Origin of the sequence: Peptostreptococcus canis (assembly GCF_014229965.1) — a bacterium.
GTDB classification, from domain to species: domain Bacteria; phylum Bacillota; class Clostridia; order Peptostreptococcales; family Peptostreptococcaceae; genus Peptostreptococcus; species Peptostreptococcus canis.
The window spans coordinates 168093-194521 of sequence record NZ_JABGBW010000002.1 but is presented as its reverse complement, the minus strand read 5'-3'; the positions used below and the strand labels follow the sequence as shown (position 1 = coordinate 194521).

Sequence of the window (26429 nt, the reverse complement as noted above, 5' to 3'; positions counted from 1 at the left end):
AATGTAGATAATATTAAATATTATGTAGGTATTTTTGTATGATATAAAAAAATCTATGATATAATAATTAATAGAGAAGAACGAAAGGAGTATACTTTTTTGTATAGAGTTTAAATATGGAAAATTTATTTTATGATATAGATTTAGAAAAAGTGCCTAAGCATATAGCTATAATAATGGATGGAAATGGACGATGGGCAAAATCGAAAATGATGCCAAGGACTTTTGGACATAAAGCAGGTGTAGAAACGATTAGAAAAGTTGTGAAAGAATGTTCCAGACTAGGAGTTGGATATCTTACTTTATATGCTTTCTCTACAGAAAATTGGAAAAGACCAAAAGAAGAAGTTTCAGCCTTGATGACTTTACTTGTAAGTTATTTGAGAAAAGAGCTTGATGAATTGCATAAAAATAATGTAAAGATATTAACGATAGGTGATATAACGAAACTTCCAGAACCATGTGTAATTGAACTCAATAAATCTATTGAAAAAACTAAAGACAATGATGGGCTGGTACTTTCACTTGCATTAAATTATGGTGGACGTGCTGATATTATAGAATCAATTAAGTCTATTGCTTTAGACGTTAGAGACGAAAGGTTGAATATATCTGATATAGATGAAGATTTATTTTCTTCTTATTTGAGCACAAAGAGTATTATAGATCCTGACTTGGTTATTAGAACAAGTGGAGAACAAAGGTTAAGCAATTTTTTATTGTGGGAAGTGGCATATTCTGAGTTTTATTATACGGATATTCATTGGCCTGATTTTGATGAAAAAGAATTACAAAAATCAATATATTCATACCAAAAAAGAGATAGAAGATTTGGTGGTATAAAATAATGGGAGGGTATTATGAAACAGAGATTGATTTCAGCACTATTTTTATTACCTCTATTAATACTATTAGTTATTAAAGGGGTTCCGCTTTACGTTGGAGGTGCGATAATTATTAGTATAGCCTTACATGAATTTTACAGTGCTTTTGAGAATATAGAAGTAATACCAATAAAAGAAATTGGATATATTTATACTGTTCTATTGATGTTTTCTAATATTTTTAAGTGGAAAACAGAGATGTTATCTTTGATATTATTTATAGCTTTTTTTGTTTCCATAATCTATGTATTAAAGCAAAAAAGAAATGTAATAGATGTATCGATAACTTTTTCAGGTATTTTCTATGTCTGTTTCTGTTTTAATTATATTATTATGACAATAGATAATATTAATAAAGGTCACATATATGTTTGGCTTATTTTTATAATCGCTTTTGCTACTGATATTTTTGCTTATTTTGTAGGTAAAAACTATGGTAAGCATAAGCTTATACCGGATATTAGCCCCAAAAAGACAATAGAAGGAAGTATAGGTGGTATACTTGGAAGTGTTGCATTTTGTGTACTTTTTGGTTTAATTTTTAGATTACCTTTTGGCTCTATGGTTTTGCTATCATTTGTTGGTAGTGTAATTGCCCAAATGGGAGATTTAATTGCATCTTCCATAAAGAGGTATGTAGGAATAAAAGATTATGGAAAGATAATTCCGGGACATGGAGGAGTATTGGACAGATTTGATAGTGTGATATTAGTCGCTCCGTATGTATATTTAGTGCTAACTTATTTAGCAAAGTAAACAGATTTTATAAAGAACAGGAGATTTTTTATGAATAAAAACAAGAAAAGATTAATAATTCTCTTGGCAGTAACAACATTTCTGTCACTAGTCAGTTGTAAAAAAGATAGTAAAAATTTAGATTCCTCAAAAAATAAGTCAAAACAAGATGTTAATATAAATAATATTGTAAATAAAGATGGAAATGATATAGAAACTAGATATAATACTCCAAAAGGATATAAGAGAGTGATTACTAAAGATAATAGTTTCGCAAGTTTCTTGAGAAATGAGGAATTGAAACCTTATGGTGAAAAGTCATACTATTATAACGGACGCGAGAAGAAATCCGATGGTGTGTATGATTCTGTATTCAATGTAGATTTAGAGGGGAAAAATTTACTGCATTGTGCAGATGCCTGTTATAAATTTAGAGGAGATTATCTTTATAAACAGAAAAAATATTCTGATATAAAATTTAGATTCGTATCAGGTGGTATAGCTGATTTTGAAAAATATACCAGAGGATATAGAGTCGATCCGGAAAGTGGAGAATATTTTCTTATGGGAGAACCTTCCGCAGATCAAAATGTCTATAATAAGTTTATGGATACCGTATATGGATATAGTGGAACTTTGTCTCTTGTGAAAGATACACGTCCTATAAGTTTTAAAGATATGGAAATAGGAGATATGTTTGTAAGAGGTGGAACCCCTGGAACAAAAAGAGTAGGACACGCTGTAATGATTATAGATATGGCTACTGATAAAAAAGGTGAAAAGATATTTATGTTAGCACAGTCTTATATGCCTGCCCAGCAACCGCAGGTGTTGATTAATCCTCTAAATAAAGAATTATCACCTTGGTATAAATTAAAAGAAGTTGAATCTTCAGGAAAACTTAAAACACCACAATGGACCTTTGAGTTAAATGAGCTGAAAAGATTCAATGAATAAGAAATTTAATTCCAGGAAATAAATAATTTATTAAGTTTAATATGTTTAAATTTTTTGGTTTTTTTAATACATAAAAAGGCAAATTTAATTAAGATTATTCTTACTTAAATTTGCCTTTTATATTATTAGGAAATATAAAAATAAAATTTTAATAATTACTCCATATTGATTTCATTTTTTAGTATTTCGTCAAGTAGGGTATCTACTATTTCTTCTTGAGGAATTCTTTTAATAATCTCACCTTTTTTAAATAGAAGACCAATACCATCACCACCAGCGATACCGATATCTGCTTCACGTGCTTCCCCGGGTCCGTTTACTGCACATCCCATTATTGCAACAGTCATATTTTTTTCTATATGTTCTATTTTTTTTTCAACTTGTCCGGCTAATTTTATTAAATCAATTTGGCATCTTCCACAGGTCGGGCAAGAAACGATTTTTATTCTATCATTAAGAAGGCCAATACTTCTTAGAATTTCTTTTCCGACATTTACTTCTTCAACAGGATCTCCTGTAAGTGATATTCTTATAGTATCACCAATTCCATCAACTAAAAGAGATCCGATACCTATTGATGACTTAATAGTACCTTTTTTTATTCCACCGGCCTCTGTAATTCCTAAATGTAAAGGATAGTCTACTTTCGAAGACATCAATCTATAAGCAGCAACCGATGTTAAGATATCAGAACTCTTCAGGGATATCACTATATCATTAAAATTGAGATCCTCAAGAATTTTTATATGTGTGAGTGCTGATTCTACCATCGCTTCCGGAGTTGCACCACCGAATTTCTCCAGTAGTTTTTTTTCAAGTGATCCGCCGTTTACACCTATTCTGATGGGAATATTATTAATTTTGCAGGCTTCAACTACTGCTTTAGTTTTTTCTATATTACCGATATTTCCCGGGTTAATTCTTATTGCATCAATTCCTTGATTTATAGCTTCTAAAGCCAACCTATAATCAAAATGTATATCGGCGACTAATGGTATAGTTATTTTTTTCTTTATTTTTCCAATGTTTTTAGCTGCGGTTAAATCAGGAACAGCAATTCTAACTATATCACAACCCGCGTGTGTAAGCCTGTTTATTTGATCTATTGTTGATTCGGCATCTCTTGTATCAGTATTTGTCATAGACTGAACTGCTATGGGGGCATTTCCGCCTATTTTAACGTTACCAACCATAACCTGTCTGCTTGGTTTTCTAGTATAGTTCATAAAATTACCTTCTTTCTATTTTCAGTTCAAAAAATTGTACTAATCGATTGATTAATATGTGATACAACTAATCGACCAATTAGTACAATGAACTGTTACATATAATAATTATCCTGAAAATGCTTTAATAAAACATAATTACTTTTTGAATATTAGTTTCATAATATCCGCATAAGTGATAAATACCATAAATGAAAGTAGAGCAATCAGACCAATTCCATTAATATAACCTTCTATTTTTGCAGGAATTTTTTTGCCCTTTCTTATTTTTTCTATCATTAACATAAGAATTCTCCAACCATCAAGAGCTGGTATAGGAAGAAGATTCATTATGCCTATATTAAGACTTATTAAAGCAGTCATAAATACCAGATTGAGAATACCTGTTGTCGCAGCATTTGAAACCATATTTACAACTCCGACAGGTCCTGATACAGTATCCATTACTTTGCCCGAAAGTTGACCGGTAATAAGTTGCCATAGGAAAACTAACATAGTTTTCGAAATTACATATGTAGATACAAATGCTTGCTTAATAGCTTTTAGAGGATTTTTTTCACTAGTCGGTTTGATTCCTATAACATATTTGCCGGATTGTTTTTCTGCAGATATAGATTTATTTTCTATTTTTCCATTTCTTTCATATTTTATTTTCATTTCGTTACCATTGGAATTTCCAATTATTGTTCCAAGTTCTTCAAAGTTATTTATTTTTCTATTGTCAATAGATATAATTCTATCACCTTTTTTGAAACCGACGTTGTATGCCGGACTATTTTTAATAACAGTATCAAAAGTAGTAGTTGGAGTCCCTCTAAAAAAGAAAAATGGTATTAACAACACTATACAAAGTATAATATTTGCCATCGGTCCGGCAAATATAGATAAAAATCTTTCTTTGATAGTCTTTTTACCAAAAGAATTCGGATCGTTTGATTCTTCATCCTCACCCTCCATAGCAACAAAACCACCTACCGGAAATAATCTTATAGAATATAAAGTTCCATTTTTTTCTTTTTTAAAAATTGCTGGTCCCATACCTATTGCAAATTCATGTATTGTTACTCCAGCTTTTTTTGCAAAGTAGAAATGTCCAAGTTCGTGTATAAAAATTATTAAGCCAAATACTAAAATAGCAGCAATAATATTCATTAATTCACCTTCCTTTTTAAATAGTCATTTATAAAATCTCTAGTCCATTTATCAGTATCTATTATTTCAGATAAAGTGGGATTTTCTATATATTCGTGTTTGTCAATTGCCAATTGAATATATTTAGGTATATCATAAAATTTGATTAAATCATCTAGAAACATTTCGACAAGAACTTCATTTGCAGCGTTCATTACTGTGCAGTCTGTTCCCCCGTGTTTTAGACAATCATATGCAATTTTTAGACATGGAAAAACATTTAAATCAGGTTTTTCGAATGTCAAATTAGATATTTTAAAAAGATCTAATTTTTCGTAATTGTTATCGACTCTTTTTGGATATGTAAGAGCGTATTGGATAGGAACTCTCATATCAGGACAACCTAATTGAGCAATAACTGATGTATCTTTAAATTGAACCATTGAATGGATTATACTTTGTGGATGAACATGGACTATTATATCATCAGGATCTACATCAAATAACCATTTTGCCTCAATTACCTCTAATCCCTTATTCATCAATGTCGATGAATCAATAGTTATTTTTTGCCCCATAATCCAATTTGGATGATTTAAAGCATCTTTTTTTGTTACGTTTTCAAGTTCATCTGTCGTTTTTCCCCTAAAAGGTCCACCAGAGGCAGTAAGTAATATCTTATCTATTTTATTGCCGGATTCTCCATTTAAACATTGGAAAATAGCACTGTGTTCGCTATCTATAGGAATAATAGAAGCCTTAAATTTTCTTGCCTGTTCCATGACTATTTTCCCGGCGGTCACAAGGGTTTCTTTATTTGCAAGTGCAATTGTAGTAGAATTTTTAATTGCTTCTATAGTAGGTAGTAATCCTATCATACCCACAACTGCAGTTACTAAAATAGATATTTCTTTAGATTTGGCGATTTCTACTAAGCCATCAAGTCCATTTAGAATTTTTATGTTATCAAGTAATTCGGCAAATTCTTGATTTTTTTTGTACTTTAAAAATTTTTGATATGAATCCTTATCGAAAATAGTAACCATTTTAGGTCTAAATTCCTTGATTTGTTCTAAAAGTAAATCTATATTTTTATTTGTGCTAAGCCCAATTACTCTGAAATAACCGGAATTATTTCTAATAACATCTAGAGTTTGTCTACCGATAGAACCTGTCGATCCTAAAATAGATATATTTTTTATATTAATCGAATTTTTATCCATTTACTCACTTCCTATTATAAATATTCAAATTAATTATACCATAGGATACCTAAACTATTGCTTAATAAACGCGGTTATATAATGTTTAAAAAAATGATAATACTATATATAATTTAGTATCAATTTGAATTAGATTAATAAAAAATTTGAATTTTTTCTATAAATATACTAAAATATTTAATTTCAATTAAACTACTAAATAAAAATATATTATTTTGATATATTAATATATATTGAAATAATATAAATTGAAAAAAGAGATGTTGACTTTATGGATTTTAGTATATATAGTATATTTAAAGGATGTGATAAAAATGTTCGAACTGAAAAAAAATCCAAGAGAATTTATTATTGATGATATGACTGAAAGTAGAAATATAGAATCTTTTGGGAGAGGAAATAGATTTTTAAATATCTCTCCTGAAAATTATATAAAAGTCTTTTGCGATAAAATGCCCAAGAAATCCTTAATTCCAATGATATTGATAAGTTTGATGGATAAGGATAATAAGATATATATGACGCTTGATGAGTTTTCAGAAACTCTTGATTATCCAAAAACCGGTCTTTCTGTTATGTTTGTAGAATACGGTGAAAAAGATTTTTTGGTGAAAATACGAAATGGACTTTATATGATTAATCCGTTGGTATCATATAAAGGGTCGAAATATGAGAGGGACAAGTTGATAAAGGAATATACAAAGCATAAAGATAGCAATGAACTTAAAAAGAGAAAGAAGTGATTATGTGAGGTTAAAATTTGATAGGGAAATAATGAAGTGGTTTGACTCATTTTTTGAAAATCGAGTTGATATGTTTAATATTGACAATTTTCTATGCTCACTTCAGGATTTTGAGACTAATTTAGATAGTAGAAAAGTTATAGTGTTACAAAAAGAAAATTCAAATTACTGGAAATTGGAATTTTCTTTGCCTGATAATTATGTAGTTAAGCTGAAGAAAAATGTACATCCAATTTTTGGACAATATATATTTGATGAAATATCTATATATTCGGATGATATAGTGTACGATAAAATTAATTCATATATTATGAAGATTATTAATAATATCATAGAAATAAAGTATGATTTATTTAATAGCAGATACTTAATAGATTATAGAGAAGAATTTATTGACATATGCAATAAAATGGTGATTGGAGAAAGAAACTTGTTAATTGAGGATGTCTATATGATAGCCAATACTAATAGCGATTTGGATTTTTTGAATTACGCGAATACGTTTAAATTAAATTTAAGTTTTAACCCTGATAAAGGAGAGGATTTAATAGATAGTATACTTGATTTGAGAAGATCGATAATTGTGCGAGATTAACATTATATAGTTTGAGTTGTATTTATAAGATTAAATTAATGAAAAGAAAGGAAGATAATTATGAATGTAGAAAAAATGACATTAAGAGTACAGAATGCTTTGAATTCGGCTTTTTCAGAAGCTGTGAAAAACAATAATCAACAAGTGGATTCAATTCATTTGGTATATTCGTTAATTGAACAAGAAGATGGATTAATACCAAGCATTTTAAAGAAAATGAATATAAGTATTGATACGTTACTAAATGCTTTGAAAAATGAGATTAATAAGCTTCCGAGAGTAACAGGCGAAGCTGCAAGTGCTCAAGGAGTTCAGGCAACACGAAAAATTAATGAAATATTAGTAAAAGCAGAAGAAATATCTCATGATTTTAAAGACTCGTATATCAGTGTTGAACATTTGATGCTTGCTATATTTGATATTGAAGCAAATAGTAATATAGGAAGAATTTTTAAACAGTTTGGAATAATAAAACAAGAATTTTTAAATATTCTTCATGAAGTTAGAGGAAATCAGAGGGTTGATACACAAGATCCGGAGGGAACATTTGATGCTCTTTCCAAATATGGTACAAATTTGGTGAAATTGGCTCAGGATAATAAATTAGATCCGGTAATAGGAAGAGATGAAGAAATAAGAAGAGCAATAAGAATTTTATCAAGACGTACCAAAAATAATCCCGTTCTTATAGGAGAACCGGGAGTAGGTAAAACAGCAATTGTAGAAGGATTGGCTCAAAGGATCGTAAAAGGTGATGTTCCTGAAGGTTTGAAAAACAAAATAGTATATTCACTGGATATGGGAGCACTTATAGCCGGAGCTAAGTATAGAGGTGAGTTTGAAGAGAGATTAAAAGCCGTTTTAAAAGAGGTATCAAGCTCGGACGGTAAAATAATACTTTTTATAGATGAAATCCATACAATAGTAGGAGCGGGAAAAACTGAAGGGTCTATGGATGCAGGAAATTTAATTAAGCCTATGTTGGCTAGAGGTGAGCTAAATTGTATCGGTGCTACAACTTTTGATGAATATAGAAAATATATCGAAAAAGACAAGGCACTTGAAAGAAGGTTCCAGCCGGTAATAGTGGATGAGCCAAGTGTAGAAGATACCATTTCGATATTAAGAGGACTTAAAGAAAGATTTGAAATACACCATGGAATCAGAATTCACGATAATGCAATTGTAGCTGCTGCAAAGTTGTCCGATAGATATATACAAGATAGATTTTTGCCAGATAAGGCAATTGATTTGGTTGATGAAGCTGGAGCTATGATAAGAAGTGAAATAGATTCATTACCTACTGAACTTGATATTGTGAGAAGAAGATTATTTACTCTTGAAACAGAGAGAGAAGCTCTTTTAATAGAAAATGATGAAAAATCAAAAATCAGATTGGAAGAATTAGAAAAAGAATTGGCTGATTTAAAAGAGGAAAATGACAGTCTTACTTCGAAATATGAAAATGAAAAAAGCAAGCTGATGGAGATGAAAAATCTTAAAGAAAAGCTGGATGATGCGAAAGCAAGAGCTGAGAGATATGAAAGAGAATATGATTTTAATAAAGCAGCCGAGGTTAAGTTCGGAGAAATTCCATCACTGGAGGAACAGATAGAAAAATTCGAAAATGAGATATCTCAAGGGGGAGAAAACTCACTACTAAAGGAGAGCGTTACTGAAAATGAAATAGCAGATATTATATCTAAATGGACTGGAATTCCGGTATCTAAATTAGTGGAAACCGAAAGAGAAAAGTTATTAAATCTTGAAAACATTTTGCATGAGAGAGTAATAGGTCAGGATGAAGCTGTAACGGCAGTATCAGATGCAATATTGAGATCAAGGGCAGGTTTAAGTGATTTAAATAGACCAATAGGCTCATTCATCTTTTTAGGTCCTACAGGAGTGGGCAAAACAGAGCTTGCAAAGTCTCTTGCCAGAGAATTATTTGATAGTGAGGATTCAATAATCAGAATAGACATGTCCGAATATATGGAAAAACATAGTATATCCAGATTAGTCGGACCACCTCCAGGATATGTCGGATATGAAGAGGGGGGTCAGTTAACAGAAGCTGTCAGAAGAAAACCATATTCCGTAATATTATTTGATGAAATCGAAAAAGCACATGAAGATGTATTTAACATGTTTTTACAGATTTTGGATGACGGTAGATTAACAGATAATAAAGGTAAAACAGTCGATTTTAAAAATACATTAATTATTATGACTTCGAATATAGGTAGCCATATATTATTGGAATCAGGAGGGAATATAACGGATGAAGTAAATAATAATGTAATGCAAATGATGAGAAATAGATTTAAACCAGAATTTTTAAACAGGCTGGATGATATAATAATGTTCAAACCACTTGATAAAGAAGAAATAAGTAAAATTATTGATATATTTGTTTCTGGCTTGAGAAACAGACTTGCAGATAGAGATATAAAACTTGAGATAAGTGATGGGGCTAAAGAAGAAATTGTTAGAATTTCTTACAATCCGGTATATGGAGCAAGGCCTATAAAGAGATATATTAACAATACTTTAGAAACAATGATAGCAAGAAAAATTATTTCTGGTAATATATTACAAGGAGATACTATATTGATAGAATCAAGAGATGGGGAAGTTTATATTTCAAAAAAATAAAAAAAACAACAAATGCTGTTGAAAAAATAAGTATAATGCAATATTTTGTTTAAATAAAATATAGTTAATATATTAACGAAAAAAAGAGTAAAAAATGACAAAATAATAACATAAAATGCTTCTTATTTTGTGTATTGCATACAATATGATGATTTGTTTAAAAAAAAAATATATTACACTGTTTTTTCAAGAGGATAAGTAAGGAATATTTATCCTCTTTTTTTTATGAAAATAATTAGGAATTATTATAAATTGTTATAAAATAATTTAATATAAAGAATTGTTTGACAATACTGAACATTAACTGTATACTAAATATGAAATATTAATTTAATATGAAATAATAAAGGAGGAATCAAAATGAACATCAAATTGAAAGATGCTCTAGTAATAGGATTTGCATTATTTGCAATGTTCTTTGGAGCAGGTAACCTTATCTTCCCACCTTATTTAGGTGTACTATCAGGGACTAGTTGGTTTACAGGATTCATTGCTTTCTTATTTGCAGATGGTGGTCTTGCGTTATTAGGAGTTATAGCACTTACTAGAACTGATGGTGACATGGAAGCACTATTTACGAGAGCAGGTAAGAAAATAGGTATAGCTATAGGCACATTAATGATTCTTTGTATTGGACCATTTCTAGCAATACCAAGAACTGCTGCTACAACTTTTGAAATAGGTATAAAACCTACATTAGGTGCAGGTGTAAGTCCGGTATTATTCTCAATAATATTCTTCATTGTTGTATTTGTACTTACTATTAAACCTTCTAAGGTTGTTGATATAGTGGGAGCTTTCCTTACACCAGCGTTATTAGTTTGTTTGGCAGTATTAATCGTAAAAGGAATTGTAAGTCCTCTTGGTCAACCCCTTGACAGACTTCTTGTGGATAACGTTTTCGTAAGCGGTATAAAGGATGGTTACAATACTATGGATGCTCTTGCTGCTTGTATATTTGCAGGAATAGTGATTAATTCTATTAAACAAAAAGGTTATACTGAAAAGGCTGTGATGATAAAAGCCACTATTCTTTCTGGTGTAATAGCAGTTGTGGGACTTGCACTTGTATATGGCGGTCTTGCTTATCTTGGAGCTACTGTATCTCCATTATATGATAACACTGTTGAAAGAACAGCACTTGTTGTTTCGATTACTGAAGGAATATTAGGCGGAGCAGGTAAAGTTATTCTTGCAGTAATAGTTGCTTTAGCTTGTTTGACAACTGCTATAGGGCTTACTTCATCTTGTGGTAACTATTTCAGAGATTTATCAAAGGGTAAAATCAAGTATGAATGGACTGTTGTAATTGTATGCGTATTCTCAGCATTTATATCAAATTTTGGGGTTGATACAATTATATCTATGGCATTGCCAGTGTTATTGACTATATATCCAGCAGTTGTTGTTTATATATTCCTTGGTATGTTTAATGATAAAATTAAAAATGATAACATATTCAAGGTTACTATATGGGTTGCGTTAATACTAGGATTTATATCTGTATTACCATCATTAAAACCATTTGCAAACAACGAAGGATTAAAAGCTTTTGTTGATACAATGAATAACTGGCCAGGTGGACAGTTTGGATTCTTCTGGTTAATACCAGTTGTAATCGCTGGAATAGTAGGTAAATTTATTCCATCTAAGAAAAATGCCTAATTAAATAGTTGAAATTAAGAGTTATTTGTCAACTAACGTTGATGAATAAAATCTGAAAATCTATATGACAGCATCTTGGATACATATAGTATCCTTGATGTTGTCTTTTTTCATAATACTAATCCTTTTTTTTAGTAGAACTCTTAACCTTAAATTTATAATGAAATAATATCAATTTAGAGAATTAGTATTTATAGGAGGTTTATTGTGAAAATAGACTTAGTTAAAACCAGAGAGTACTATAATTTATTGTCATCAGATTTGTTATGTGACTGTGCATATTGTAAGTTATACTATTTGAAGGCAAGAAAAGAATTTTCTGAATTAGCAGTATGGTTGGAAAGGTACGGTGTTGACATCAAAAAACCTTTTGAGGTTATGAGCCTTGAACCAGATGAGAATGGAATGCTTGACTATATTGGAGTTCAGTATATTGTTTTTGGAGTTTATTCAAATTACAATTCATATCATATTGGAAATTTTAATATTCGTATTGCATATTCTTATCCAAGTACTGAAGTCAGTGAAGAACATTTTGTTTTAGAAGTATTTCCAATAAATTCAATGAGATTATCTTTAAAAGAATAAATCCGGATTTATTGAAGTAATATAAATGAAGTAATATAAACTGAATAAATCGCTAAGAGGAAGTATCATATTTTATTGAGTATTTTTTAAGCTCTACATTATTTTTATTATTAAGACAGACGAATCTATCATAATTTTTGTCGTAATTCCAGTTTTGCCAATATTTTGTTTTTTACTAGAGTTTCTTTTTTACATTCTCATCACATTAAATTGTATTAGATCTGTGCGATCGTTATCTAAACAATATAAATAATTTGGAAATGTTTTAGTATAACACAGGCAGAAGTATGTATAGATATCATGTACATATGTTTATAGAAATTTTGATTAAAATGATTGTATTGAGTTTCATAGGATTTTTGAAAGAAAAAGTAGTATAATGATATATGAAAAATTTGGGGATTTAAAATATAAATATAGAGGATGTCAATTTTGGTGTAGAGGCTATTAGTTGATATTGCAAGTAGATAGTCTTAATAACTGATAATAAAGAACTATCAGCTGCGCTGGTGGATTTCTTTTTTACTTTATGATATAATATTTTAGGAGGTGTATTATGTCGAAAAATAAAAAGAAAGAAAAGCCATACTATAAAGTAAACAATAAACAACAAGAAGAAAAATCAAATAATAAAGATCTAACAAAGAATACAACTTTTATGTTAGGGATAGGTTTTTTAATTATGTTTTATTCCAGATATATAAATGCTGCGATTTATTCCAGGATTCTTGCTATTTTTGGTCTTGTATTGATGTTATATGGAATTTACAATTCTTCAAAAATCAATAAGCAAAAAGATGGCAAATTCAGTTTATATATAGACTATGTAATGGCTTTTTTAGTTGTTGCAGGAATCATATACAATATATATATTCTATTCAAAACTATGTAATTTTATCAAAAAGATATTTTTTAATTACTAGTTGTTAATTTATTATATTGATATAAAAATACAAATTCTAAAAAAAGCAATTTTATAACAATTTAGATATTTTTTGAATTGTATTGACAAATTTAGTCAAAAGGTATATGATATTAAACAATAAGTAAATAAATAACTCTTATCAAGAGAGGTGGAGGGACTGGCCCTACGAAACCCGGCAACCTGAGATTTAAATCAAGGTGCTAATTCCAGCAGCATTAGGCTGAAAGATGAGTAAAATTTCTGTGTCTGGGTAGGATTTTACTCCAGGCTTTTTTTATTACTTAAAATTTTTTCTGAAAACTTAAATTTATAAAGTAAAAAAAGTTTTTTAGGGTATTTAAAAATATAAAATAATGTACGAAAGGAGATAAAGATGATTGAAATAAAAAATGTCAATAAATACTATGGAGATTATCGAGTCTTGAAAGATGTAGATTTCACTATTAATGAAGGGGAAATATTTGGAATAATAGGGCATAGTGGTGCTGGAAAATCAACTCTGCTTAGATGTATTAATCGTCTGGAATCCTTTGATAATGGTGACATAGTAGTTGACGGAAAAAATATCATGTCCCTAAATGATAGTGAATTGAGAGAAATGAGAAAAAATTTAGGTATGATTTTTCAGCATTTTTCACTGTTAGAAAGAATGACAGTTTTTCAAAATGTAGCTCTTCCTATGGAATGTTTTGGGTATAAAAAGTCAGAAATAAAAGAGAGAGTAGAAAAACTGCTTGATTTGGTTGGAATTCTTGATAAAAAGAATGAAAAACCTCGAAACTTAAGTGGTGGTCAAAAGCAAAGAGTGGCTATTGCAAGAGCTCTTACTATGAAACCTAGAGTTCTATTATGTGATGAAGCTACATCGGCTTTGGATCCTAAAACAACTAATTCAATCTTATCACTTTTACAGGAGATTAATGAAAAGTTGGGGATTACCATTGTAGTTGTAACTCATCAAATGGAAGTAATCAAACAAATTTGCACTAGGACAGCGATTATGGATAAAGGAGAAGTACTCCAAATAGGAGAAACCGAGGAAATTTTTTTAAGCAATACAAAACCTCTTAGAAAATTGCTCGGAGAAGAAAGTATTGTTTTACCGGAAGGCAAGAATCTTAAGTTATTGTTTACTAATGATAGATCAAATGATGCAATAATAACGGGAATGGCAAGGGAGTTAAATGTAGATGTTTCAATTGTTTTTGGGAAATTAGAGAAATTTAGAGAAGATATATTAGGTTCTTTGATAATAAATATTCCTGATGGATATGTAGAACAGGTAAAGGAATATCTAAATAAAAAAAATATGAGATGGCAGGAGGTAGATGATGAACTTTAATGAATATGTATCAACTTTATTACCACCGGCTTTAGTGCAAACTTTTTACATGACTTTTGTAACGACAATTATTGCATCAATTTTAGGTTTTTTTATAGCAATAGTTTTAGTAGTTACAAAAGATGATGGATTAAAGCCAAATAGAACAGTGAACACGGTATTGGGAGTTATTGTAAATGCATTTAGGAGTTTTCCGTTTATGATACTTATAGTCGCAATGATACCTATTACAAGACTGATTGCAGGTACAAGTATAGGTGAAACTGCTGCTTTGGTACCTTTGACAGTTGGTGCAGCTCCTTTTATAGCTAGATTAATTGAAAGTTCTTTGTACGAAGTTGATAAGGGATTGATTGAAGCGGCAAAATCATTTGGTGCAACAAATACTCAAATTATTTTTAAAGTGATGGTAAAGGAAGCACTTCCATCGATAGTCAATGGTATTACATTAGCAATTATTTCTATAATAGGTTATACGGCTATGGCAGGTGCTGTCGGAGCCGGTGGATTGGGTAATGTTGCATTGCAATATGGTTATAGCTCTTTTGACAAAAATGTTATGATATTTACAGTAATAGTAATTATTATAGTAGTGCAGATTATACAAGTATTGGGTGATTTGCTTTACAAAAAAATAAAATAATTTATAAATTATGGAGGTAAAATATGAAGGCAAAAAAAATATTAACACTGGCTGCAGTTGCAGTTTTATCAGTAGGATTGGTGGCTTGTGGAGCCAAAAAAGATTCATCAAATGACAAAAAAATAGTTATAGGTGCTACACCTAATCCACATGCTGAAATATTAAATGAAGTAGTAAAGCCAATTTTAGAAAAAGATGGCTATGAATTAGAAGTAAAAGTATTTAACGATTATGTATTGCCAAATGAAGCACTACTAGATAAATCTTTAGATGCTAACTTTTTCCAACATGTACCTTATATGGAAGAGTACAATGCAAAAAATAAAACTGATATAACATACACTGTAAAGGTTCATCTTGAACCAATGGGAGTTTATTCAGATAAGGTAAAAAATATATTGGATGTCAAAGATGGTGGAATAGTTGCAGTTCCTAATGATCCAACAAATGAATCAAGGGCTTTAAAAATTCTTGAAAAAGAAGGATTAATAAAATTAACTGAAGGTAAAGAGTTATTGAATAAAAATGACATTGTGGAAAATAAGAAAAATCTGGTTATTAAAGAATTAGTAGCTGAGCAATTGCCAACTGCTTTAAAAGATGTTGATTTGGATGTTATAAATTCCAACTATGCACTTCAGGCAAAACTAAATCCAACTAAGGATGCAATCGCAATAGAATCTAAAGATTCACCATATGCAAATATTATTTCTGTAAGAACTGATAATAAAGATAGTGAAAAGATAAAAGCATTAAGCAAGGCCATTACATCACCAGAAGTTAAAAAATTCATAGAAGAAAAATATGCGGGTGCAATTATACCTTCTTTTTAGTAGTAGAATAATTGTATTGAATAATATCAACAAACTATAAAAGAAAGGAATGACTCAAAGTTGTAAATTTGTTTTATCAAAATTATAATCATTAAAAAAATGAGTATTTTTATATTGATAAACGAAAAATTTGTTTTTTGAATCATTCCTTTTTGTGTTTTTACTATTTAGTTTTATTGGTAAAATTATATACTTATATTACAAAATTTAGAACAGTGATTTTATGAAGTTAATAATTCTATCTAAAAATCCACTATCTTTAACTTTGTTTCCTATATCTGAAGCTACATTTTTAGCAGATTCTAATCCTTCATTAGTAGTACTTACAACAGCTTGATTTGAAAGTTTAGATTCATCAAACTTATTAAAGAACTTTTGGGCATCTTTGTTTCTATTTAAGAAAGATTTCGTTTTTTCAAGTAAACCATCTACATTGATGTTTTCTCCGGCACCTTTCAAATTATTTACTACGTTAGATGTAATATTATTAAGCGTATCTTTTACATCTTTATAATTGTAATTTTGATTTCCTACATCTTGTAAAAGGTTAACAATTACATTAATATCGCCAGTTGATAAATTCACATTATAGTTATTAGCTATATTTTTTACTACCTCCTCTATCTTTGCCGGATCTTTTATATTTTCTTTTATAACTTCTTTTTTAGAATCATTTATAACTCCGGTAGCCTTGTCTTTACCAATTTTGTCTGCGAGATTACCTGTTGTGATTAGTTCTTTATTGGCAAGTTGTTTTTTTTCTTCTGTTAATTGCTCACCTGAAGATTTTTCAAAAGCTATAATTATACCTGTAAGAGCTCCCGTACCACTTACCGGGAATGGTGCAGCAGCAACAACATTGGCATTTTCAACCCCGGCAGTAGCAAGTGTCGAAGCAATCATAGAACTTGTTACCCAAGTAATATTTGAAGTTTTAACGTTTATTCCGCCACTTGATGTAGGAACGACATAAGATGATGACATAGTTACCCTGCCTAATTGCTCTTCTGGTGCTATTCCAGTAAGGTATTTTCTTTCTTGCTGATTGTTAACATAAATAATATTTGGATTATTTTCATCAACTCCAAAATAATTTAATATTTCTTTCTTTTGGGTTTTATTTAAATTAGCTCCCAGTGTAATTACTTCCGAAGTTGAATCGGCACTGGATATTGCCGAAAAGCCAGTCAGAAGTAAAGTTAATGTCACTATAACAGATAATATTTTATTTTTCATATTTTACCTCCATAAATTTAGGTACACTGTACCAAAAATACATTTTCATATACCAAAATGACAGTTAATATAATCGTCATTTCTTAGTGTGAGAATAAACTATTATACTTAATTTATCCTTTATGAAATTTAGTAGACTTTAGTATTTATGGATGGTATAATTAAGATAGAATAATGATTTGATAGTTGAAAGGAGAATAATATGTCAAAAGAGCTCGTTAAAGATAGAGTAGTTGAATATTTGATCGATGAGTTGGGGGTTCCTGAAGATATGATAGAAATCGATACTCCACTTGCAGAATATGAAAGTGGAGTTGAGGGGAACATAGATATAACAGTTGTAACTGAAGATGAATCGGGAATGTTATTACCTCTGATGGTTGTTCAATGTTTGGATGATGATATTGAGCTTACTGAAGAAGTAGTGGAGGGGCAGATGGATTATCTGGAGTTAATTGACCATTCAACTCATGTTGGTAGAATTATATTAACAAATGGTGATCAAATGATGTATGCCGATTGGAATGGAACTGAACTGGAGGATGAAGAAGCTCTTCCAAGCTATAACAAGATGATAGAAGAATATAAAGAATTAGAGAAAGAGTACCGTGAATATGTAGCGGAACATCCTGAATACGAAAAAGAGCACAGCCATTAGAAAATATTTTCCTGTTTTTCACTTTTCTTTGGCTGGGTATAACTTTTTAAAGACTGACTTTAAAGTCGGTCTATATTAAAAAATCTGGAATCAATAGTTTTATGATTATTGATTCCAGTTTTTTATTTAGATTCTTACAGTTTTAGGAAAGTATTTATTTTGTTGTATATTTTTAGGCTTTTATTGCTATTTAAAGAGGATATGTCAAAAAATATTAAAAAATAAATGTGACTTTGGTATTGAATACTATAAAAGAAAAAGTAACGATTATTAACAGTAAGATAATCAAAACCATTTCTATAAAATTACCCCAAAAGGACCCAACCTTTAATTTACCTATACTATAATATTTATTACTGATAGGATATAATAGTGGAATACCTCTTTTTGTTATCATATCACATAATAAATGACTAGAATATGAAACGGTGCCTACTATTGAAATATTTTTAAAAGATGTCGTGAATTCAATATATCTGAGTAATACATAAATCATTACCAACATGGAAATCGAATGAGTGAATCCTCTATGTTTTAATAGGGGAAATATAGCTAAAAAAATAGTTAATGCTATTATTCCAAAGTTGATATTGTAGAGCATCATTGTAAGTGCTAAAAAAGCAAATGCTGATGAGATTACTATTGATCGTATAAAATTTTCAGTTAGTTTTTTTTGTATAAGGTTTAATAAAAATACGGACACTAAAAATCCAAAATATAAATTATCATTTGTTTTTATAAAAAGATAAAAAAATAATATTAACAAAAAATAAAGTAATATTTTATATATTTTTTTAGTTGAATTTTTGCTTATAAACTTATTTAGAACATTTGAATTGGCTTCATCGATGTCCGGAGCAGTAGAGAAAAAAGCTGACGATAATATGCCTAATGGTGTTATTGGTATTCCAAATATAACTGAAATTTCAGTAGCAGCTAGTGTTCCTATAATTAAATGTGATTTGTTTCTCATATTTTTACCTTTCAAATAGTTATTTTAATATTTTATCACAATAATGATAATAAGTACATTTTCATATTTAAAATAAATTGTTATAGAAAGCATGTGAAATAATAAATTTTGTTAATTTTACAAATACTGTGGTATAATACTATTAACGTCTTATGTGTTCGTGAAAAAATATTAAAAGAAAAGGAGTATTATTTTGGCAAAAAATAACGATAAAATAAAGGTTATACCACTAGGCGGTCTTAATGAAATCGGAAAAAATATGACTGTTATAGAGTATAAGGACGAGATTATAGTAATTGATGCTGGATTGTGTTTTCCGGAGGATGAATTACTAGGAATAGATATAGTAATTCCTGATATTACTTATTTAGTTAAAAATATTGATAAGGTAAAGGGAATTTTTATAACACATGGTCATGAGGATCATATAGGAGCTATGCCTTATATTTTGAAGAAATTAAATGTACCGGTATATGGTTCTGCTTTAAGCATAGAATTGATTAGGGTTAAACTAAAGGATCATAGGATAACAAACGCAAAACTTAATATAGTGGGGCCTAGAGAACAAATAAAACTGAAAAATATGAGTGTAGAATTTATCAGGGTAAATCACAGTATTCCCGATGCCTATTCTGTAGCAGTGCATACTAATCAAGGTGTAATATACCATACTGGTGATTTTAAAATCGATTTAACGCCAATAGATGGTGAAATGATGGATATACATAGAATTTGTCAGATAAGTGATGAAGAAGGTATTTTATTAATGATGGCAGATAGTACAAATGCGGACAAACCTGGGAGTACAATGTCAGAAAAAAGTGTTGGTGAGGGATTAGAAAATTTATTTAAAAAAGCTCATGATAGTAGAATAATTGTTGCGACATTTGCATCCAACATACATAGGCTTCAGCAAATAGCTGAGGTTGCAAAAACGTATAATAGAAAAGTTGCAGTATCAGGAAGATCGATGGTAAATATAATAGGGGTTGCTAAGGAACTGGGCTACTTAAGTACTGACGAACACATAATAGATCTAAATGATATATACAAATACAAAGATAATGAACTTGTGATAATTACTACGGGCTCACAAGGAGAGCCTATGTCAGCTTTGGCTAGAATGGCAAATTCTGAGCATAAAAAAGTCGAGATAAAAAAAGGTGATTTAGTTATTATTTCTGCACACCCTATTCCGGGAAATGAAAAGACGGTTTCAAAAGTAATAAACTTTTTGCTTGAAAAAGGTGCTGATGTAGTTTCTAGTGATATAGCGGATATACACGTATCAGGACATGCAAGAAGAGATGAATTAAAGTTAATGCAAGCTTTTGTAAAGCCAAAATTTTTCTTGCCTGTACATGGAGAATATAAAATGCTGAAAAAACATTCTGAACTTGCAGTGGAAGTAGGGGTTCCTCAAGATAATATCTTTATCATATCAAATGGTGATGTGTTAGAAGTAGATAAAAAAGCCGCAAGAAAAAATGGTAGAGTACCATCTGGAAGAATTTTGGTTGACGGATTAGGAGTTGGCGATGTTGGTAATATAGTTCTTAGAGATAGAAAACACCTTTCTGAAGACGGATTAATGACAATAGTTGTAACTCTATCAAAAGAAGATGGAAGAATTCTTGCGGGTCCAGATATAATATCAAGAGGTTTCGTATATGTGAGAGAGTCGGAAGGACTTATGGAAGGTGCTAAAGAGATTGTGTTGGATGTATTCAAACAATGTGATGATAGAAAAATAAAAGAATGGGCATATATAAAAAATACTATAAAGGATGAGTTGAAAGAGTATCTGTATATTAAGACAAAAAGAAATCCAATGATATTACCGATTTTGATGGAAGTTTAATAGGTTTTCTGTTTATAGTGATTAGTAATTTTAAGATGATTTTTAAAATATAATATAAAAACTTTAATGTATTAATTTTATTTTTTATGCTAATAAGAAAAAATGATTATTTTTTGAATAAAAATATATTTTAAATAGTATAAATATTAATAAAAATATGATATAATATTTAAAGAAAATCAAAGAATGGGGAGAGAACTCCCCATTCTTCTGTTATAATTCCAAGTGAATATTAATAGTATAGGAGGATAAAGATTGAATTTAAGCTTTTTAAATAGCATTGCTGACTTTTTATCATCTGCAATAGCAATTTTATTTGCTATTTCAATTCATGAATTTGGTCACGCATTCGTAGCACATTTAAATGGAGATGACACTGCTAAAAATATGGGAAGAATGACAATTAATCCAATTCACCACATAGATATTTTAGGTATGCTTATGATGTTTATTGTAAGGTTCGGATGGGCTAAACCAGTTCCTGTCAATCCATATAATTATAAAAATGAGAAATTGGGAAATATAACTGTTTCACTAGCAGGTATATTTATGAATTTGGTTTCTGCGATTGTATTTGCATTGATAAATAAATATTCAAATACAGAATCTATTTCATTAGTCTCTTCTTCATTGGTAATTTATAATGTTGCATTTGCAGCGTTTAACATATTGCCAATACCACCATTAGACGGCTGGAGTTTTATTTCTACATTTTTACCAACGGATATAGTCAATAAGATGTATGAGTATTCAAGATTTTCATTTATATTTATATTTATACTAATAGCGACAAATACTTTGGGTAAAGTACTTTATCCTATTTATAATGTTTTTTTAAAATTGGTTTATTTATTTGTATGGTAAGTTATATATCTTGAGAGGTAATTATGAATTACAGTATACAGACAAAAAAATATGAAGGTCCAATGGATTTAATATTTGATTTAATAAGTAGAAATAAAATTGATATTAGTGATATTTCAATTGTTGAGATAACAGAGCAATATATAGAGTATGTAAATGACATTAAGGATGATGATCTTGAACTTGCAAGCGATTTTATTGCAATGGCATCTAAATTGATTGAAATAAAATCAAGATACATACTATATATGAAATATAGTAACGATACTGATGAAGATCCTAGAAATGAATTAGTTCAAAAAATAGAGGAATATAAAAAGTTTAGGAACATAACGGATAATATTAAAGACAATATTAAAGAGTATGAAGATAGATTTTACAGAGATAAGTTGGAAATATTTGATGATGAAATAGATTTTGATTTATCAAGTATAAATATTGACGAAATAAAAATCTTACTACCATTAATTTTTGGTAAGACAGAAGAGGACAAGTTTGAAAAATCGTTGGAAAAAAATCAAAATCTTAAGAAAATAATTAAAAACAAAATTATACCGGTAGAGTTTAAAATTGAAGAAATAAGAGAAAAAATATTTTACAATGATTCTTTTCTTTTTAAAGATATATTGAACTCAAATTCAAAAAGTGAAGTTATTGCAAGTTTTTTAGCTATTCTTGAATTAATAAAAATTAAGGAGATAAATATTTTGCAATCTGGTTTTTATAATGATATAATAATTAAAAAAAATAAAAGTGGTGATGTAGATGAGAAGATCAGACATTAAGAATATTATTGAAGCGATACTGTTTTCTTATGCAGAACCTGTGAGCATTCATGAATTAAATTTGGCTATTAATGAGGAATTAGCACAAAAGGAAATAGAGAAAATGCTTGATTTATTAATAAAAGAGTATGAAGAAAACAATAGAGGAATAAAAATCATTAAGATTAATGACAAATATCAGATGTGCTCAAATGAAGCTTATGCTGATTATATAAAGAGAATTATTGAACCTACTAAAAGAAGAGCTTTAAGTCATGCTACTTTAGAAACTCTGATTATAATTGCATACAAGCAACCGATTACCAAAAGTGATATAGAAAATATAAGAGGTGTTAAGTGTGATAAAGTCTTAAAGACTCTTTTAGATAACGGGTTGATATATGAATCAGGAAGGTTAAATAAAACTGGCAAACCTATTTTATATAGTACTACGGATGAGTTTTTAAAAATATTGGGGATAGAATCTTTGGATGATTTGCCAGACAAAGGCGATTAACTTTATAATATCGTGCTAGAATATAAAATTCGGCATGTTATTTATATAATAATTGTGTAAATTTTTAAAAATACAATATTTTTATTCAAAGATATGTTTTTTTATTGAAAAATATGTTATAGTATAGTTTGTAGTAAATATAATAAATGGGTAAAAATTTTATTGAAAGATTCAGGTTATGAAGGTAGCCAGTCAGTAAAATTATTTATTAGGAGGATGAAAAATGGAAGATAAGGATTTAGCACTTCTTTTACTTGAGAACTTTAATATGTTTGATAATCTTATAAAAAGTATTACTGGTTCAGGTATGAAGAAAATTCAAAAGTTCACTTCAAAACAGTTTTTTACTTTAGAGCAGTTGAAAAAGTATGAAAAAATTGAATTAAAAAATCTTAGCAAAGATTTATATGTGTCGACATCTAGTTTATGTATATTATTAAACAAACTTGTCGATGCAGGATATGTTTTTAGAGAAGATGATCCAAGAGATAGAAGAAATACATTTTATGGGATTACTGAAGACGGAAAGGCTGTATTAGCTGAGGAAGAAGATAGAATAGCATCATTGCTTGTAGCAAATATGAGTGGATTTGATGAAAAATTCAAAAAGAGTCTTGAAAAGAGTTTAATGGTTTTAATTAAAGCCGCTGAAAAGTTATATTAATAATGTATGATTAGCATCAGTTTTAAGTAATACTCGTGCTAAAAAATAAAAATGATTATATTTAAAAATTTACACAAGCGAAAAGGGTACTGATATTCAGTACCCTTTGAATTTTCACTAAATATCTAATGAGTCAAAAACTTTTCCTATTGAATCATTGATTACCAGGTCAGCACGATTATCCATAGATGTAGAGGTTTTGTTTATTAACACAAGATTTTTTCCGTTAAAATAATCTATGAAACCGGCTGCTGGATAAACTACTAGTGATGTTCCACCAATAATTAGCGTATCTGCTTTTGAAATGGCATTTATTGCATTTGTAATTGTATCATTATTTAGAGATTCCTCATACAATACTACATCCGGCTTTACAATAGAACCGCATTTTGTACATCTGGGAATTTTTCCACTTAATGATAAAAATTCTTCCAAGTTATACTTTTTTTTACATCCCGTGCAAGTGTTAGAGTTAGCGCTTCCATGCAATTCATAAACTATTTTGCTTCCTGATTTTTGATGTAAACCATCTATATTTTGTGTAATGATAGCTTTTAATTTGCCAGTTTTTTCAAGTTTGGCTAAAGCTATATGTGCTTTGTTAGGTTTGGCATCTTTAAAAATAAGCTTGGATTTATAGAAATCAAAAAAATCTTCCGGATACATATTATAGTAAGTGAAAGACACTAACTGTTCTGGAGAAAAATGTTTGTTCAATTTTTTACTGTATAATCCGTCAGAACTTCTAAAATCAGGTATATTAGACTCTGTAGAAACTCCGGCACCTCCAAAAAAAACAATATTATTTGAGGTATTTATTATTTCTTTCAATTTCTTTATTTTACTATTGTAGCTTTCTGTATTTGCATTCATATTGAAAAATACTCCTTTCTTTATAAGTTTTATTATAATATTATAGCATAAAAATGAGATATTTTGACAAATTTGAAATACTTGCGATGTTACTTATTTGTAACAATAAGTAAAAAATATTTACAATCTTGTAATTTTTTGGTATAATTTAATATAATCATGTTTGAAGGGAGTGATACGATTGAATATAAAATTAGGAGTATCAGCTCTTGCAATTCTTCCTATCATTGGAGGGAGTGCTATGGCAGCTGGTCAAACTGGGATAATAAATTATGAATTTGTTAATATAAGATCGAATAATAATGCAAATGATAGTGTGAAATTTGTTTTGAAAAAAGGTGATAAGGTAGAGATTTTATCTGAAAAAGACGGATGGTATAATATTAAGCATAATAATAGAAATGGATGGGTGCAGAAAAATGCTCTTAAAATAGAGAATTCTGTTCAAAATAACATAAAAGCATCGGGTCAAAAAAATAAGTATAAAGAGGTTAACAATGATATTCTAAATCTTAGATCTGCGAATAGTACTGGAAGTGATGTGATTGCTGTATTACATAAAGGTGACAAACTTACTGTTATTAATGAAACGGTAGGTTGGACAAAAGTCAAATTTAATGATATGGAAGGATATGTTTCATCTAGATTAATTAAAGATTACTCGGATTCGGGCACTTCAGAAAAATTTGATTCTAATACTGTAAGTAGTACTGACAGAAGGGTCGTTTCTTCTAATAAGTTGAACATGAGAAAATCTTCTGAGATTACCAGTCCAAGAGTAGCAACTTTAAGTAAAGGAGATATGGTACAATATATCTCTGAAAATAATGGTTGGGCAAAGATAAAATATAATGGTATAGTAGGTTATGTTTCTTCTTATTATTTGGTAAAGGATACATCTAATGTTATTGAAGAGTCAATTATTAATGAAAATGAAATAAATATAGATGAGAATAATAATGATGGTTACGGAAAAAGTAACGAAAATACTAAACAAGGAACTGTATCATATAAAAATATGAATATGACTTTGGATGAACATGTTAATTTACAAATGGCCAGAGCGTTAAATGTTGATTCCGCTTCCGGTTGGAAAAAGGTTGATGCGAAGCTATTATCATCTTACATGAATCCAAATAACTATAAGGATTCAGTAGGTATGATGCAATTTGCTGTATTGGATTCGTATACAGAAGATCTTACTGCCGAACAGTTAAATGCATATTTGAATAAATATTGTAAACCTGGAAATGTATTTTACAATCAGGGACAAGCATTTATCAATGCTGCAAGAAAAAATAATATAAATGTACTTTATCTGGTTGGACACTCAATGATAGAAACCGGATATGGAACTTCCAGATTAGCCAGGGGTTCTGTTTATAATGGAAAGACAGTATATAACTTCTTTGGAATAGGAGCTGTCGATGGAAATGCATATGCGGGCGGATGTGCTACAGCGTACAAAAATGGTTGGACAAGTGTCGCAGCGGGTATAGATGGAGCAGCTTCTTGGATATCTAATAAATATATTCATAATTCTAAGTATAACCAAAAAACATTGTATGAAATGAAGTGGTCAACTTCTTATACATGGCATCAATATGCCAGTGATATTTCATGGCCTAGTAAAATAGGGAAAAAGATGGCAGAAATTGGATCATATTCATCCAATTTAGGAGCAGTAAACTATCTTGTTCCACAGTATAATTAATAAATAGAGTAAACGGGTTGGTTTATAAGTCAAAGCAGACTTTTAACCAACTTTTTTTATGAATTTATTTTGAAAATCAAAATAAAAAATTGACATATAATATTTTGAGTATTATAATTAAATGGAAAACTTTGATAATCAAAGTAAAAAAATAAGAGGG

The 26429-nt window shown here is 29.4% G+C and carries 25 protein-coding genes, 1 pseudogene and 1 riboswitch; of the genes and pseudogenes, 20 read left to right on the top strand and 6 right to left on the bottom strand.

Going from position 1 to position 26429, the window contains the following annotated elements; genetic code table 11:
- Positions 1-116: 116 nt before the first annotated feature.
- The 3 genes from HLB29_RS03980 to HLB29_RS03970 are packed head-to-tail and all read left to right on the top strand — an operon-like array spanning position 117 to position 2576.
- Positions 117-848 carry an isoprenyl transferase gene (locus HLB29_RS03980; RefSeq protein WP_185623865.1) on the top strand — a complete coding sequence of 244 codons (732 nt, stop codon included), beginning with the start codon at positions 117-119 and terminating at the stop codon, positions 846-848.
- Positions 849-860: 12 nt separating this feature from the next.
- Positions 861-1640, top strand: a complete 780-nt coding sequence (locus HLB29_RS03975; RefSeq protein WP_185623864.1) for a phosphatidate cytidylyltransferase — start codon at positions 861-863, stop codon at positions 1638-1640.
- A gap of 30 nt (positions 1641-1670) precedes the next feature.
- The gene (locus tag HLB29_RS03970; protein ID WP_185623863.1) at positions 1671-2576 is read left to right on the top strand and encodes a DUF4846 domain-containing protein; all 906 of its coding nucleotides are present in this window, start codon (positions 1671-1673) and stop codon (positions 2574-2576) included.
- Between the two features lie 155 nt (positions 2577-2731).
- On the opposite strand, the gene ispG is transcribed toward HLB29_RS03970, so the two are convergent.
- The 3 genes from ispG to HLB29_RS03955 all read right to left on the bottom strand — a co-directional run bounded on the left by ispG (position 2732) and on the right by HLB29_RS03955 (position 6156).
- Complete coding sequence (gene ispG, locus HLB29_RS03965; protein ID WP_185623862.1) at positions 2732-3802, bottom strand: flavodoxin-dependent (E)-4-hydroxy-3-methylbut-2-enyl-diphosphate synthase; 1071 nt, start codon at positions 3800-3802, stop codon at positions 2732-2734.
- A 138-nt stretch (positions 3803-3940) separates the two neighbouring features.
- Entirely contained in the window at positions 3941-4954 is a 1014-nt protein-coding gene (rseP, locus tag HLB29_RS03960) for an RIP metalloprotease RseP (RefSeq protein WP_185623861.1), read from the bottom strand.
- Positions 4954-6156, bottom strand: coding sequence for a 1-deoxy-D-xylulose-5-phosphate reductoisomerase (locus HLB29_RS03955; RefSeq protein ID WP_185623860.1), 1203 nt, complete (start codon positions 6154-6156; stop codon positions 4954-4956). Before HLB29_RS03955 ends, rseP begins: the two co-directional genes overlap by 1 nt.
- Positions 6157-6470: 314 nt before the next feature.
- On the opposite strand from HLB29_RS03955, the gene HLB29_RS03950 reads away from it, so the two are divergent.
- The 10 genes and pseudogenes from HLB29_RS03950 (at position 6471) to HLB29_RS03910 (ending at position 16145) form a co-directional block, all read left to right on the top strand.
- Positions 6471-6899, top strand: coding sequence for a replication/maintenance protein RepL (locus HLB29_RS03950; RefSeq protein ID WP_185623859.1), 429 nt, complete (start codon positions 6471-6473; stop codon positions 6897-6899).
- Between the two features lie 4 nt (positions 6900-6903).
- On the top strand, positions 6904-7494 hold the full coding sequence (locus HLB29_RS03945) for a hypothetical protein (RefSeq protein WP_185623858.1): 591 nt from the start codon (positions 6904-6906) through the stop codon (positions 7492-7494).
- Positions 7495-7554: 60 nt separating this feature from the next.
- A complete protein-coding gene (gene clpB, locus HLB29_RS03940; RefSeq protein WP_185623857.1) occupies positions 7555-10149 on the top strand; it encodes an ATP-dependent chaperone ClpB in 2595 nt (864 codons plus the stop codon).
- Between the two features lie 360 nt (positions 10150-10509).
- Positions 10510-11814, top strand: coding sequence for a branched-chain amino acid transport system II carrier protein (gene brnQ, locus HLB29_RS03935; RefSeq protein ID WP_185623856.1), 1305 nt, complete (start codon positions 10510-10512; stop codon positions 11812-11814).
- A 207-nt stretch (positions 11815-12021) separates the two neighbouring features.
- Entirely contained in the window at positions 12022-12402 is a 381-nt protein-coding gene (locus HLB29_RS03930) for a hypothetical protein (protein ID WP_185623855.1), read from the top strand.
- A gap of 255 nt (positions 12403-12657) precedes the next feature.
- A pseudogene (locus HLB29_RS09670) lies at positions 12658-12850 on the top strand (transposase); the annotation flags it as partial.
- Between the two features lie 108 nt (positions 12851-12958).
- The gene (locus tag HLB29_RS03925) at positions 12959-13294 is read left to right on the top strand and encodes a hypothetical protein (RefSeq protein WP_185623854.1); all 336 of its coding nucleotides are present in this window, start codon (positions 12959-12961) and stop codon (positions 13292-13294) included.
- A 166-nt stretch (positions 13295-13460) separates the two neighbouring features.
- Positions 13461-13561, top strand: a riboswitch (SAM riboswitch).
- A gap of 139 nt (positions 13562-13700) precedes the next feature.
- On the top strand, positions 13701-14669 hold the full coding sequence (locus HLB29_RS03920; protein WP_185623853.1) for a methionine ABC transporter ATP-binding protein: 969 nt from the start codon (positions 13701-13703) through the stop codon (positions 14667-14669).
- A complete protein-coding gene (locus HLB29_RS03915; protein ID WP_330604388.1) occupies positions 14659-15312 on the top strand; it encodes a methionine ABC transporter permease in 654 nt (217 codons plus the stop codon). Before HLB29_RS03920 ends, HLB29_RS03915 begins: the two co-directional genes overlap by 11 nt.
- Positions 15313-15335: 23 nt before the next feature.
- On the top strand, positions 15336-16145 hold the full coding sequence (locus HLB29_RS03910; protein WP_185623851.1) for a MetQ/NlpA family ABC transporter substrate-binding protein: 810 nt from the start codon (positions 15336-15338) through the stop codon (positions 16143-16145).
- A gap of 207 nt (positions 16146-16352) precedes the next feature.
- Here HLB29_RS03910 and HLB29_RS03905 read toward each other — a convergent pair whose 3' ends face one another.
- Positions 16353-17381, bottom strand: coding sequence for a DUF1002 domain-containing protein (locus tag HLB29_RS03905; protein WP_185623850.1), 1029 nt, complete (start codon positions 17379-17381; stop codon positions 16353-16355).
- Positions 17382-17583: 202 nt separating this feature from the next.
- On the opposite strand from HLB29_RS03905, the gene HLB29_RS03900 reads away from it, so the two are divergent.
- Positions 17584-18039 carry a type I restriction enzyme HsdR N-terminal domain-containing protein gene (locus tag HLB29_RS03900; protein ID WP_185623849.1) on the top strand — a complete coding sequence of 152 codons (456 nt, stop codon included), beginning with the start codon at positions 17584-17586 and terminating at the stop codon, positions 18037-18039.
- 214 nt (positions 18040-18253) lie between these two features.
- On the opposite strand, the gene HLB29_RS09835 is transcribed toward HLB29_RS03900, so the two are convergent.
- A complete protein-coding gene (locus HLB29_RS09835) occupies positions 18254-19012 on the bottom strand; it encodes a metal-dependent hydrolase (RefSeq protein ID WP_185623848.1) in 759 nt (252 codons plus the stop codon).
- Positions 19013-19202: 190 nt separating this feature from the next.
- On the opposite strand from HLB29_RS09835, the gene HLB29_RS03890 reads away from it, so the two are divergent.
- The 5 genes from HLB29_RS03890 (at position 19203) to HLB29_RS03870 (ending at position 23682) form a co-directional block, all read left to right on the top strand.
- The gene (locus HLB29_RS03890; RefSeq protein ID WP_185624125.1) at positions 19203-20873 is read left to right on the top strand and encodes a ribonuclease J; all 1671 of its coding nucleotides are present in this window, start codon (positions 19203-19205) and stop codon (positions 20871-20873) included.
- A gap of 255 nt (positions 20874-21128) precedes the next feature.
- Positions 21129-21737 (top strand): site-2 protease family protein, encoded by a 609-nt coding sequence (locus HLB29_RS03885; protein WP_185623847.1) that lies wholly within the window; start codon positions 21129-21131, stop codon positions 21735-21737.
- 23 nt (positions 21738-21760) lie between these two features.
- Positions 21761-22522, top strand: a complete 762-nt coding sequence (locus HLB29_RS03880; RefSeq protein ID WP_185623846.1) for a segregation and condensation protein A — start codon at positions 21761-21763, stop codon at positions 22520-22522.
- The gene (scpB, locus tag HLB29_RS03875; RefSeq protein WP_185623845.1) at positions 22503-23018 is read left to right on the top strand and encodes an SMC-Scp complex subunit ScpB; all 516 of its coding nucleotides are present in this window, start codon (positions 22503-22505) and stop codon (positions 23016-23018) included. The genes HLB29_RS03880 and scpB overlap by 20 nt, the downstream gene beginning before the upstream one ends.
- A gap of 223 nt (positions 23019-23241) precedes the next feature.
- Complete coding sequence (locus tag HLB29_RS03870; RefSeq protein WP_185623844.1) at positions 23242-23682, top strand: MarR family winged helix-turn-helix transcriptional regulator; 441 nt, start codon at positions 23242-23244, stop codon at positions 23680-23682.
- 117 nt (positions 23683-23799) lie between these two features.
- Here HLB29_RS03870 and HLB29_RS03865 read toward each other — a convergent pair whose 3' ends face one another.
- On the bottom strand, positions 23800-24555 hold the full coding sequence (locus tag HLB29_RS03865) for an NAD-dependent protein deacylase (protein WP_185623843.1): 756 nt from the start codon (positions 24553-24555) through the stop codon (positions 23800-23802).
- Positions 24556-24736: 181 nt separating this feature from the next.
- On the opposite strand from HLB29_RS03865, the gene HLB29_RS03860 reads away from it, so the two are divergent.
- Positions 24737-26269: an SH3 domain-containing protein gene (locus tag HLB29_RS03860; RefSeq protein ID WP_185623842.1), complete on the top strand. Its 1533-nt coding sequence runs from the start codon at positions 24737-24739 to the stop codon at positions 26267-26269.
- The last annotated feature ends 160 nt before the right edge of the window (positions 26270-26429 follow it).